Raw genomic sequence first — 13,462 nt, 5'->3', positions numbered from 1 at the left:
AACAAGACGATGATTCTATCTTCCTCTCTTGATTTGAATCATCGCCTTTTCATGGTGTGTTTTTATGATTTATGTTCTTCAGTAAGGACTGTTTTTGCCATTTCTTTGTCTAGATTTTCAAAGTCATAGTATGAAATCGCATCATATAGCTCACTTCTTGTTTGCATATCTTTAATTGCTTCTTTTTGTGTACCTTCATTTTTTATCAATTGAAACGTTCTTTCATACGCTTTTGCTGCCACTCGTAAAGATGTCACTGGATAAATAACCATCTGAAATCCCATGTCACTAAATTCTTCTGCCGTATAGTACGGTGTCTTTCCGAACTCAGTCATATTAGCAAGAAGAGGTACACGAATCATTTTACGAAAAATGCGAAATTCCTCTTCAGATTCAAGTGCCTCTGGAAAAATTGCATCAGCTCCAGCTTCTACATAGGCTGTCGCTCTTTGGATCGCTCCATCTAATCCTTCACTGTTACGAGCATCCGTCCGAGCAATGATGATTAATGAAGGAGCAACCTCTTTAATTACCCTAATTTTTTGAACCATTTCTTCAGTTGTTACAAGCTGTTTTCCATTAAGGTGACCACACTTTTTAGGCAACTGCTGATCTTCTAACTGAATAGCCGCTACATTTGCTTCCACCATTTCTCGCGCTGCTCGGGCTACGTTCAAGTACCCCCCAAAGCCAGTATCAATATCTACTAACACCGGCAAGTTAGTAGCACGCACTAAATCTCTTGCACGCTCTGCAACTTCAGTCGAAGTAATAATCCCAAGATCTGGAAGTCCCCTGCTTGCTGTATAAGCTGCACCAGATAAATAAAGAGCTGAAAAACCTGCTTCTTTAGCAACAAGTGCCGCCATTGCATCATGTGCACCTGGAATTTGTAAAATGCTATCTTCAGACATAAGCACTTGAAACCTAGAAGCTAGTTCAGTTTGTGCTAATTGTTTGTCTACAATCCATGCCATATTAGTGCACCTCCTTTTTAAATAAACAAATTAACAAAATCATTTACATTCATGCTTGCCAATTTCTCTTGGTCATAGCAGGCTTCTTCAATTAAATGCTGTTGTTTACTTGAATAGTGTGTATTGATATTGTTAGTAAATTTTTCTTTTACTTTTGGAATTGCTTCCTCTCGTCGGAAACGATGACCTAATGGATACTCTACTTCCACGCTTTCAGTAGCTGTTCCGTCTTTGAAAAAGATCTGTACACTATTAGCGATTGAGCGCTTGCTAGCATCTAGGTAATCTTCACTGTAGATTTTATTTTCTACCACATTCATTTTTTCTCGTAAAGTATCAATTCTTGAATCCTTAGCTGCTTCATTTTCGTAATCTTCAGCTGTAATATCACCTTTAAGTAATCCGACAGCTGTAATGTATTGTAAGCAATGGTCGCGATCTGCTGGATTATTAAGCGGTCCAGTTTTATCAATTATTCGTATCGCAGATTCATGCGTCATGATTTTAATTTCATCAATTTCTTCTAAACGGTCTATAATTTGAGGATGAAGCTTAACTGCGCATTCTGCTGCAGTTTGAGCATGGAATTCTGCAGGATACGATACTTTAAATAGGATATTCTCCATTACATAAGAATCAAGTGGTCGACTAAGTACTACCTCTTTTTTATTAAATAAGACGTCCTGAAAACCCCATCCTGGAGCTGAAAGTGCAGTCGGATAGCCCATCTCGCCTTTTAAAGCCATCATTGCCAAATGCACACCTCTACTTGTCGCATCACCTGCAGCCCAAGATTTACGTGAACCTGTATTAGGTGCGTGTCTGTAAGTTCTTAAGCTAGCGCCATCAATCCATGCATTCGAAAGTGCGTTTATGATTTCCTGACGTGTTCCTCCCAGCATTTTCGTCACTACGGCTGTTGTAGCAATTTTTACAAAATGAACATGATCAAGCCCAACACGATTTAAGCTGTTTTCTAATGCTAGAATTCCTTGAATTTCGTGTGCTTTAATCATTGCTTCTAGTACTTCTCTTACTTTTAATGGCTCTTTCCCTTCAGAAATACGAACCTGGCTCAAATAATCAGCTACTGCAAGAATACCGCCCAGATTATCAGAAGGGTGACCCCATTCCGCAGCTAGCCAAGTGTCATTATAATCCAGCCAACGAATCATACATCCGATATTAAATGCCCCTTTTACAGGATCAAGAACGTATGATGTTCCAGGTACTCGAGTTCCATTTGGTACAACTGTTCCTGCTACTACAGGCCCTAGCAATTTTGTACATTCCGGATAGTTTAAAGCGAGAATTCCACACCCCAATGTATCTAGTAATATATAATGAGCCGTGCTAAATGCTTCTGGACTCTTAATCTCTTTATTTAAAACGTAATCTGCGATTTCTTCCAATAAAATATCTGTTTTCGTATTATCATTTGTTTTTAACATACGTACCTTCCTTTTTCGTTAAAAGTCTATTATGATGTAAATGGGTATTCGCCAAAATATCCATTTTTAATTGGTGAGCGATTCTTACAACTGCCCAGTTGTTTTATTAAAGACATGTCGCTCACCTATATAACTTACTCGTGGACGGAATAATCGATTATTAGCATGCTGTTCAATTACATGTGCACAAAGCCCCACTGTCCTTGCACTAAAAAAGATAGGTGTATATAAAGGAATTGGAATTCCTAGCATCCAATAGACAGGAGCAGCATAATAATCCAGGTTTGGATAAATACCTTTCTCCCTCTCCATGATTCTTTCTCCAGCTTCACACATTTTATATAGTGTATCGTCGCCTTTTATATCACATAGCTCTTTTAATGCTTCCTTCATCAATAAAGCTCTAGGATCCATCTTTTTCATATAAACTCGATGACCGAATCCCATTATCTTTTCTTTTTTGAACAGTTTTGTTTCTAGTAATTCTTCAAATTTTTCCACACTCCCCGCTTCATTAAGCATATACATAACAGCCTCATTAGCTCCTCCATGCAAGTTACCTTTTAAAGATGCCACCGCGCCAGTTAATGCACCATATAGATCAGACTGAGTTGAAGCAATTACCCTTGCTGTAAACGTAGAGTTTGGCATTTCATGCTCACTGTATAACACTAAGGATTGGTCAAATATTTTTTCCTCTAATGAAGTCGGGATTCTACCAGTCAGCATATAAAAGAAATTTGCGCTATATGATAGATTTTCATCTGGAAGAATAGGCTCAAGTTTTTGAATGATTCGATAACTATTTGCTACAATATTTGGTACTCTACCAATCAATTGATATGCTCGTTTTTTATTTGCAGTCAATGAACGTTCATCAAGGTTATTGTCATATCCTGCAAGCGCCGAAATACCCGTACGAAGACCATCCATCGGGTGTGTATTCTCAGGAAGATGTTTGAACATATCCAAAAGTTCTTCAGGTATTACATATTCCCCCTTCAGATTCTTTTTCATTTCTGCTATTTCAATAGAATTAGGTAATTTTTCTTCTAGTAATAAATGGACAATATCCAAATACTCTTTTGATTCAGCTAGTTTTATAAGGTCATAACCCTTAATTACAATTTCGCTTTGCACTGTATCTAAAAAAGAAATCTTCGTTTCTGCTACAACAACACCATCTAATCCCGGATAAAATTTTTCTTTAGCTTCCATTTATATCTTCCTCCCATCTCCAAATAGCTCTTCACATATTATTTTGTAAGCCTTTTCAAGATTGTTTAAATGAACCTCCTTTTCATCACTTTTTCCTGAACGTTTTTTTATTCCTTCTGTTTGTTGTTCATAATAGGAGCTCAAATTAATTGACGGTTCAATACAAAAACCATTCATGATGCATGTTTTAAAATCATTGATAAAATACTCAACCGTACCAAACAACTAAATCCTCCTCATAATTTGAAATAGAAAATTGACAATAAAAAAACAACTTCTTTTAAGAAGAAGTTGTTAAGTCAGAACTCATGGTTTAATAAACATGTTTTTAATCAATTAAAAAAACATGCCACATTCGCTCGCACTTAACACCCCCTATCCGCGTAGGTATATGATGTGTGCTGAAACAGGCAGGTCTCCTGGCTTATGATCATCACTTTTCGAACCTTCCCATCTTCATTTTACGAAAAGACAGTGGATATTTCGAATCGCTCCTAAATACAGTTGCGGGACAGCGTCGGATTCTAACCGAACTTCCCTTTTAAGTAGATTACAAATCTCATAATCTACACCTGATTCTACACGTATCAAATTGTAAAACAAATTATAACAAACGTTTAGATAATTCACAATTGTTATAATTTAATGTTTTTACTTAACAATTCAATAATAATTATTTAAATATAAATAAAAACCGATTATGAGAAAAGTATTATTGAATTTAATTAAAGCATAAAAAATATCCATAATTTTCCTAATATGAATGTAATGTCTACTAATTTTCTAACCCGCTACTTAATTCTATTATAACGAATTTTGATCTCTATTCTTAAACAGCTAACTAACGTATTAGTTATATTAAAATATCTATATATTTTACATTTTTTTTAATTGGTAGAGTCGATTCTTCTTAATTTCAAATCTTTATCGTTACTTCGAACATATATATTCCTTAATCCATCAATAAACTCATCAGCTAAGTTTACTTTCCAAGTATCACCTACTTTTTTAGTTTTAATTTAACCGGCCTTTTAGCAGAAGCTTTTTAATTAAACTCCAATTTTGTTCCCATACCTAATTAAACTACCAAAATGTGAACAATCAATCCTACTTACGACTTTTTATTAAATTTATGAAAGTTTATTTTGACAGCCTGTGTTTATCGTGATAACATGACTATTAAATTCAAAACATTATAAATTATTTAACTCTTATTGAGAGAGGCGGAGGGACTGGCCCGATGAAGCCCGGCAACCATTCAGCAGTATTGTTGAAAAGGTGCTAATTCCTGCAAAGCATATTTTGCTTTGGAAAATAAGAGAGGATTCCATAAATTTTGTAGCCCTCTCTATTTCAATTAGAGAGGGCTTTTTGTCATTATGAGTGTTTTGAAGTTTTGTTAATAAAATTGAATAAAAAATGCATCAGGTGTTGTGAAAGTCTTTTTCACAGCTTAAAAGGGAAGTTCGGTTAAAATCCGACACGGTCCCGCCACTGTATTGAGGAGCGACTTATCAATTTACCACTGTTTCAAAATTGAAATGGGAAGGGATAAGAAGTGTTGAATCTAAGTCAGGAGACCTGCCTGTTGTATGCGCTTATACCTACGGATGAATAGGGGGGAGTGAGGATTACGTGTTTTGGGAACCAAAAGGTCTCAACTCAAGTTAACGATGCGTATGAGTCTCTCTTTTCTATTTTGAAAAGAGAGATTTTTTATTGAGACGTAAAAATCAGACATCAAAAAACAAGGAGTGTATAAATGATGAAAAAAGTAAAAAGTTCTAATTTAGGTTATCCAAGAATTGGTGAAAAGCGTGAATGGAAAAGAGCACTTGAACAGTTTTGGGCAGGTAAACTAGAAAAAGAAGATTTTTTAAAACAAATAGAGGAAATTCGTATACACCATCTTCAAAAGCAAAAGAATCAAGGAATTGACTTGATTCCAGTAGGAGACTTTAGCTTGTATGACCATGTTCTTGATACGGCTGTTATGTTCGGTCTAGTGCCAAAGCGCTTTGAATATGGTGGAGGTAAAGTATCGCTAGAAACATATTTTGAGATCGCACGTGGTACGAAAGGTGCCGTTGCATCTGAAATGACAAAATGGTTTAACACAAACTATCACTATATTGTTCCAGAGTTGGGCGAAGTAGTACCTACTCTTGTCGAAAACCGTCCTCTTGAATTTTATAAAGAGGCTAAACAAAAACTTAATATTGAAGGAAAGCCTGTAATCTTAGGCCCGGTAACATTTGTAAAACTGTCAAAAGGCTATAATGAAAATGATTTTAAATCGGTCGTTAATCAATTTGTACCTCTTTATGCTAAGATTTTACACGATCTACAAAAAGAAGGAGTAGAGTGGGTACAAATAGATGAGCCTATCTTATCAACGTCTATTTCAAAAGAAGAAGTTGCATTATTTAACGATGTTTACCAAACATTACGTGAAGCAGCACCTAACATAAAGCTGATTTTGCAAACTTACTTTGAGAGCATTGACAACTACCAAGATGTAATTTCACTTCCAGTTGATGGTATTGGACTTGATTTTGTACATGATAACGGTCAGAATCTAGCTTCAATCAAAAAGTATGGTTTCCCAAAGGATAAGATACTTGCTGCTGGAGTTATTGACGGTCGTAATATATGGCGTGCAAATCTTAATGATAAACATTCTATTCTTACACAAATTACGGAATTTGTTTCAAAAGAGCAAGTTATCGTACAACCTTCCTCAAGCTTATTACATACACCTGTTACAGTGAAAAATGAAGAAACGCTTGATGAAGTTCTAAAAGGTGCGCTATCATTTGCTGATGAAAAGTTACGAGAAATTGTTATACTTGCAAAAGGCTTGCAAGATGGAAAAACTTCAATTCAAGCAGAAATCGATGAAAGCACAAAAGCTATCCAAGCTTTAAATGAATCGTCAGTTCGAAACAACAAACAAGTTCAGCAAGCAATTCAAAATTTACACATATATAGTGTTAATCGTGAGGCAGATTATAAAGTTCGCCAATCTATTCAGGAAGAGTTTTTCAAATTACCACTTCTTCCTACTACTACAATTGGTAGCTTTCCACAAACACAGGAAGTTAGAGGACAGCGTTTAAAATGGCGTAAAGGCGAAATAACTACTACTCAATATGAAGAGTATATTTATGCAGAAATAAAAAAATGGATTGATATTCAAGAAGAACTTGGCTTAGATGTGTTTGTACATGGTGAATTTGAACGAACAGATATGGTTGAGTATTTTGGAGAAAAATTAGCTGGGTTTCAATTCACAAAATTTGGTTGGGTGCAGTCATATGGATCTCGTTGCGTAAAACCACCACTTATTTATGGAGATGTGTCGTTTCAAGAACCAATGACTGTTAAAGAATCTGTATACGCCCAATCTTTAACAACTAAACCGGTAAAAGGCATGTTGACAGGTCCAATTACAATTTTAAACTGGTCGTTTGTACGGGATGATATTTCACGTTACGATGTTGCAAATCAAATTGCACTTGCGATTAGAACAGAAGTTGAAGAGCTTGAGAAAAACGGAATTCGAATGATTCAAGTCGATGAGCCAGCAATTCGTGAAGGACTTCCATTAAAGCGCGAAAACTGGGAAAGCTATCTGAACGTTGCTGTTAATGCATTTAAACTTGCGACGGCTTCTGTACAAAATGATACACAAATTCATACTCATATGTGCTATTCGAATTTTGAAGATATCATTGATGCAATTAATGCTCTCGATGCTGATGTTATTTCAATTGAAACATCAAGAAGCCATGGTGAGTTAATTTATGCCTTTGAAGAAAATACGTACGATAAAGGGATTGGTCTTGGCGTTTATGATATTCATAGTCCACGCGTACCAAAGGTTAAAGAGCTCGCAAGAAATATTGATCGTGCACTTCAAATAATTAATCCAAAACTCTTCTGGATTAATCCTGATTGCGGTTTGAAAACACGGGGTATTGCTGAAACAGTCGGAGCACTAAAAGTGATGGTTGAAGCTGCAGAACATGCGAGAGAAAAGTTTCTTGTAAAAGAGGAACTATAAGCTCTTTCAGAAATTTCGTTTACATTGGTAAATAAACAAGAAAACCACTGAAGTATTTCAGTGGTTTTCTGTAATTTCCAGTGTATTATTTAACATTAGAAAGGATTTTAGGAACTCTTTGACAAACTAGTTTCCATGGTCTTAACCCACTAAGTCAATATTTTTTTACTTTTGCCTCCAAGATGTTCTACTTAATTTTTATTAAATTTTTCAATCTTATAAAGTAAGCATTAATTAATGGTTTTAAAAGGCTGGGTGTCTATAATATATCGACTAAAATAAAAAAGTAGATGAATGATCATCCACTTTTTATATCAATCATTTACATTTAACTCATCTTTTAATTTCGTTATATAGTCATCTATCAATTTTGAATATCTTTTCTTACTAGACATAAACCATACATATTGAATTTGTAGATCTTCGTATCCTACAATATCTAAAATCTTGACATCTTCACTAATGATGTAATTTTCAGATAAATAAGGAGCAAATGAGACACCTAAGTTATCACCAATCGCCTTATAAATTGCATCAACATTTGTAGATGAAAATAATTCCCTCATTTCACCAAACTGTTTATAGAAATTATTTTTAAACCATTGCATATATACACCGTTATAAACAACTAGCGTTTCTTTAACGATTTCTTGTGGCGTAACGAATGATTTCTTTGCAAGGGGAGACTTTTTACTTACTAATAACTTCATTTTAGCTGTAAATAAATTGTGATAAATTAGATTTTCATTACTTTCTAGTAAATGTTTAATAAATGGTACAATACCAATATCACTACGGCTCTCTAGTACATCTTCAATAATTTCTTGGCCTGGTTTAAGAAAGACATCAATTGTGATATTAGGATGTTCTTCCTTTATAGCTGAAATTGGATTTAAAAGTTGTGTAATAAAACCCGGTACTGTAGATATTTTTAAATTACCGGTCATATTATCATTAATTAATTGTACATTCTGGATTAATTCTTGATATTTTAGAACGATTTCATTCGCTAAAGGTATAATTTGTTTTCCATCAATTGTTGGAATCGCATTATTTCCTCCTCTTGTTCGTTCGAATAATTTTATCCCTAATTTCTTTTCGATACTTACAATTGATTGACTAATAGCAGACTGACTTACAAATAGATTTTGTGAAGCAATCGAGAAGGAACCGGTTTTTGCAACTTCAACTAGATACTCTAATTTTTGTATATTCATGCTGTAAATATTCGAACTGTTGATACTCATTTTCTTCTCCTTCATATTACATTATTAATATTTTAACATAATTTGAATTGAATATATCTAGTTAATGTTATGGTATTATATGTTAGAAAAAGCCTGTTCTCAAATGTAGAGAACAGGCCTACTTTTATTGTACTCCTAATTGACTCTTAACTGATTCTAAAGTACTTCCTTTATACTGTTTAACTGGTTTTGGAGGAGCTGGGATCCAAGGGTTTTGCATTAAGTAATTCTTTTCAACAAATGCTAGGTCCTTCGCATCGACCGTACCGTCGAAGTTAATATCTGCACTTCGTTTATTTGTACCCCAATATGTTTGGATTGCTAATGCGTCTTTCACATCGATTACATCGTCTTTGTTTACATCTCCAGCAGTTGCATATGGAGTGCTTTCTATACCTACTCTATAATATACACCATAGAATTGATCATCTAGATCATAATGAACATTAATTTTTGAGTAATAAGTTGTAAAATGACCTGGAATATCTTGGATTAACGTATAATCATCTTTTGATGGATCCATTCCTGTAATATCAAACGATCCATTTTTTGCGACGATATTTGTTTTTACTACTTTTCCATTACTATCAATTACTGTTAAAGTTGGCGAACTCTTTGAGTAATCTTTTGTAGAATCCAAAGTACCGGAAGCATTTTTAAAGCCTTCTGCATGTATATATCCTACTAATTCTGTTTGGTCGAGTTTTAAGATCCTAATTGATGTCACGCTTGTAAAAGGACTAGAAGTTACATTATCTACATTTGTAAATGTTGATGTAACTGGGCTAGATGAATCATATTGGCTAAATGATGTATTATCTCTTGGCAGAAGCGGTTTAGGCACTTGAAGTGTTAAATCTACCATTGGTATATCACCATCTACGCCAGTAGTTCCATTAAAATTAACAGTAACATCAGATGAGATCCTGCTTCCTGAAGTAGTTTGTTTAACATCTAGTGATCCTCCAAGCTTTTGTGCTTCAGGATTCAATGAAATGTTTGTAATTTTTGTACCAGATGTATCTGAGAACTTATAGTTCGCTTTCTTTAATTTATTTACATTATTTGCTGTTAACGTCATTGTAAATGTGTCCCCTGGCTTTGCCAATACCTTATTGTATGTTGTCGGAGCATTTATCTGACCATATACATAAGGCGTATGCTCATTTACGAAATAATATTGGCTTTGAAGATTACCATTTGTCGCTTCATCCATTCCTTCAAATTTCACAGGTAATACTTGTAAATCCGGTGACAATGCGATTTCATCAGATGTATTACCGTCTTTGTCAACTGTCAAATTATTAGTTGGCAGGTAACTATTATAATAAGCTAAAAATTGATTTTGTGTTTGATCAGCAGTAATTCCAGCAGCTTGTTTTACAGCAACATTATCATCTGTAATATGCCCTGTTACACCAACTTTAGTTTGTCCATCTTTATATTCAACGATTTGTTTTCCAGGTACTTCACCTTCTACATGAACGTCCCATTTTGGTTTTGTACCATCTACAAATAAATCTTGACTGATCGTATATTGTTTTCCGTCATCATCTGTACCAACCAATTTTAATACATATTGCCCCGCTTTTGGTAAGACAAGTTGGTCATCTCTCATACCGATTGGATTATTCGGATCATTTGTAAATGGGTGGTAATATCCCCAGTATACGAAACCAAGTACATTATCAACACCTTCATCATATGCTACTCCATCATACGAATTAGCAATACCAAGATCTTTACCAGTTTTTGCATCCGATATGACTACGTCAATTGTTTTCATATGTGAACTTAAGCTAAAGTTAGCAGCATCTGTTCGATTCCATTTTTGACTGCTTTGAATTAGTGATTCAGGCACTGATTTTTTATAAAGTTTAAAGTAATTAAACCCTTGCTCAACGTAGTGTACACCAAATGGAACTCGGTAAGTTTCTGAAGGATTGTCTTTGTTTGTATACACTACATAGCCTTCGTAAATCCCTTTTTCTGCTGTTTTTGGAATATTCAAGGTAATAGTTGTTTTCTTTTGGCTAATCCCTTTTAGTGTAACTGTTGAATCTGTTTGAACAGTTACTCCATTTGCTTGTGCATCTTTTGAACCGCGCAGATTTGATTGGAAATTTACTTTTACATCAAATGTTTTCGATTTTTCTCCTCTGTTCATTAACGTAACAGAACGTGTATCTGAATAGTCCGAACCATTATATGCGACATTTCCAAAGCTTAATGCACCTGTATCCTCATTAATTTGTTTTTCTTTTCCATTTATAATAGTCGACGTTTTTTCTTTAACTTTAATTTCAATCGTTGAATGAATTGCGTTATAAGGATCGATTCGTCCAGCACCTTGCTCAAATACACTATATGGCTTACTTAATGAATCAGCAGTATTCATTAAAATGGCCTTGATATCTTCTGGTTGTAAATCAGGTTGTGCTTGTTTTAATAAAGCTGCGACACCAGTTGTAAATGGTGTAGCCATCGATGTACCTGACATTCTTTGATACGCATTTTTATAATCAGTCGGATCATTTGGGCTATTAATAAAGCTTGGAACCGTTGAAAGTACACTCACACCCGGTGCCGTAATTTCTGGCTTAATATCATATGTTGCACGTGAAGGACCTCGTGAGCTGAAGTCTGCTAATGTATCTCCCTGAGTTTTCGCTTCACCTATATCAGTAAATGTAAAGTTAGAAGATCCTGATTGTAGCTTTTTCTTCAAAGCAAGTCCATCTGCGTTAGATAACGAGAACGTTGGGATAAAGTTCACACCATCTCCTAAGAAGGTTGGAATTTGTCCTTCAGTAGGATTGTCATTATACAAAAGAACTGCTGCAGCGCCTTGTGCTTTAGCGACCGAGATTTTAGAATCTAATGTATAAGTTCCACGACTCATTAGAACAATTTTACCTTTTACATCTTTACCAGTGTATGCTTCACCTAGATTTACATCTACAACCGAATTCGTAACACCTTTTAATTTTGAAATATCATCCCCTGCGCCTTTTGCCATCAAAAGTAATGATGCAGTTACATTATCGATCGATCCTTTTCCTCCAAGTGTCGTAATTGGAACACTACTAGCCCCTACTGTTAATGCTAGAGCTGCTGTACCAGGTGCTCCTACGGTATACATCTTATTACCTGCATTTCCAGCTGCAACAACTGCTGTTACTCCATTTAAAACTGCATTGTTTATTGCGATACTAGTAGGATACATTGGGTCATTATAATTAGCACCTAAAGAAAGACTCATAATGTCCATTCCGTCTGCTACTGCTCGATCAATTCCAGCTAGAATGCCATCCGTCGTTCCACTGCCCCCAGGTCCAAGTACACGATATACATAAAGGTCAGCATCTGGAGCGACTCCAGTAGTTGCAAATTCACTAGTATTTTTTCCTTGTCCTACAATCGTTCCGGATACATGTGTTCCGTGTTCAGTTACATAATTTGCTGCTCCAGAGCTTCCTCCTGGCTTTCCAGCTTTTACCCAATCATCATAAGTTGTTTCCATCGGATCATTATCATTATTAACGAAATCGTATCCACCTTTATAAGCACCTTTTATATCCGGATGATTGTAATCTACCCCAGTGTCCAGTACAGCGACCTTTACTCCTTTACCTGTATAGCCTTCTTGATGTAATTTATCGATTTGTAGGTATGAACGCTCATCTGCCATTCCTTGTCCTTGCGTTTTAGTTGAATCTTCTGCTTTTTCTACTGGAAGATCTTCCTTAACAGTTTCATTGCTATAAATCGCTTTAACTGCTTTTGAATTTAAAAGAGATTTAACTTTATTTGCAGGAATCTTTAATGCGACTCCATTGAAAGCATTTTTATATTTTCTACTTATTTTATATGTCGTGTCATCATCGCTTGATAGCTTTTGCAAGTCTTTGTCAAACGTTGCATGATCAGCATCTTCTAAACTTTTAGCCTCACTATCTGATAAACTTTCACCCTTTAAGGCTGCTTCAAGTACAGCTACCTTATGTGGTTTTTGATTGAATTGTACAATTACAGAAACATCTTCTGAACTATCTATATTAACATCAGGATTTAAGAATAATCCCGATTGATCATTCTTCGAAAGCTGTGTTAAGGCCTCTCTTTGAGCAGGTGTTAAATTAGCTAAAATCGACTCTGCATTCGTATCAAATGTTGCAGCCTTTACCTTTGACGATGAATTAAAATATGAAGCATGAAAACTACTAGAAATTAAACCTACACCTAATGTAATAGCAGTAGCATTTTTTACAATTTTTTTGTTTGTAAACTTCTTCCCCATTTTCCAGTCCTCCTGCATATTTTTTGATCTGTACTGATAGAAATTGTTATAGTCCATTATTTTTTTTAAATTAATAGATCCGAACAAATACACTACCAAATTTCGACTAAATTCTTTCCCCTTCCCTATTTATTGACTTAATTATACGTAATCTGAATTTTCTGGTAAAATTAAAAATAATTCAAGATTAATAAGAGAATCTA

Annotated in this window: 7 protein-coding genes and 3 riboswitches; of the genes, 1 reads left to right on the top strand and 6 read right to left on the bottom strand. The window is 34.9% G+C overall.

Annotated elements, in window-relative coordinates; translation table 11 throughout:
- Positions 1-62: 62 nt before the first annotated feature.
- From prpB to BED47_RS09765, 4 genes are all read right to left on the bottom strand, one after another.
- Positions 63-977: a methylisocitrate lyase gene (prpB, locus tag BED47_RS09780; RefSeq protein ID WP_069033557.1), complete on the bottom strand. Its 915-nt coding sequence runs from the start codon at positions 975-977 to the stop codon at positions 63-65.
- Between the two features lie 17 nt (positions 978-994).
- The gene (gene prpD, locus BED47_RS09775) at positions 995-2,428 is read right to left on the bottom strand and encodes a 2-methylcitrate dehydratase (RefSeq protein WP_069033556.1); all 1,434 of its coding nucleotides are present in this window, start codon (positions 2,426-2,428) and stop codon (positions 995-997) included.
- An 84-nt stretch (positions 2,429-2,512) separates the two neighbouring features.
- Positions 2,513-3,646, bottom strand: a complete 1,134-nt coding sequence (mmgD, locus tag BED47_RS09770; RefSeq protein ID WP_069033555.1) for a citrate synthase — start codon at positions 3,644-3,646, stop codon at positions 2,513-2,515.
- Positions 3,647-3,871, bottom strand: a complete 225-nt coding sequence (locus tag BED47_RS09765) for a hypothetical protein (protein ID WP_069033554.1) — start codon at positions 3,869-3,871, stop codon at positions 3,647-3,649. It abuts the gene before it with no gap.
- A 167-nt stretch (positions 3,872-4,038) separates the two neighbouring features.
- Positions 4,039-4,237, bottom strand: a riboswitch (cobalamin riboswitch).
- 617 nt (positions 4,238-4,854) lie between these two features.
- A riboswitch (SAM riboswitch) is annotated at positions 4,855-4,967 on the top strand.
- A gap of 88 nt (positions 4,968-5,055) precedes the next feature.
- A riboswitch (cobalamin riboswitch) is annotated at positions 5,056-5,249 on the top strand.
- Positions 5,250-5,411: 162 nt separating this feature from the next.
- Here BED47_RS09765 and metE point away from each other — a divergent pair.
- On the top strand, positions 5,412-7,712 hold the full coding sequence (metE, locus tag BED47_RS09760) for a 5-methyltetrahydropteroyltriglutamate--homocysteine S-methyltransferase (RefSeq protein ID WP_069033587.1): 2,301 nt from the start codon (positions 5,412-5,414) through the stop codon (positions 7,710-7,712).
- 314 nt (positions 7,713-8,026) lie between these two features.
- Here metE and BED47_RS09755 read toward each other — a convergent pair whose 3' ends face one another.
- Both BED47_RS09755 and BED47_RS09750 read right to left on the bottom strand, forming a co-directional pair.
- Positions 8,027-8,959 (bottom strand): LysR family transcriptional regulator, encoded by a 933-nt coding sequence (locus BED47_RS09755; protein WP_069033553.1) that lies wholly within the window; start codon positions 8,957-8,959, stop codon positions 8,027-8,029.
- Positions 8,960-9,083: 124 nt separating this feature from the next.
- Complete coding sequence (locus BED47_RS09750; RefSeq protein WP_069033552.1) at positions 9,084-13,259, bottom strand: S8 family serine peptidase; 4,176 nt, start codon at positions 13,257-13,259, stop codon at positions 9,084-9,086.
- Positions 13,260-13,462: the final 203 nt, after the last annotated feature.

The sequence above is a fragment of the Gottfriedia luciferensis genome, assembly GCF_001712755.1.
Lineage (GTDB): Bacteria > Bacillota > Bacilli > Bacillales > Bacillaceae_G > Gottfriedia > Gottfriedia luciferensis_B.
Note: the sequence above shows the minus strand (reverse complement) of the source record. Positions and strands in the feature narration are given on the sequence as shown.

Bases quoted from the DNA above. Each gene is read 5' to 3' on its own strand.
- prpD (WP_069033556.1), bottom strand. From the start codon at position 2,428: ATGTTAAAAACAAATGATAATACGAAAACAGATATTTTATTGGAAGAA.
- BED47_RS09750 (WP_069033552.1), bottom strand. From the start codon at position 13,259: ATGGGGAAGAAGTTTACAAACAAAAAAATTGTAAAAAATGCTACTGCT.
- prpB (WP_069033557.1), bottom strand. From the start codon at position 977: ATGGCATGGATTGTAGACAAACAATTAGCACAAACTGAACTAGCTTCT.
- BED47_RS09755 (WP_069033553.1), bottom strand. From the start codon at position 8,959: ATGAGTATCAACAGTTCGAATATTTACAGCATGAATATACAAAAATTA.
- mmgD (WP_069033555.1), bottom strand. From the start codon at position 3,646: ATGGAAGCTAAAGAAAAATTTTATCCGGGATTAGATGGTGTTGTTGTA.
- metE (WP_069033587.1), top strand. From the start codon at position 5,412: ATGAAAAAAGTAAAAAGTTCTAATTTAGGTTATCCAAGAATTGGTGAA.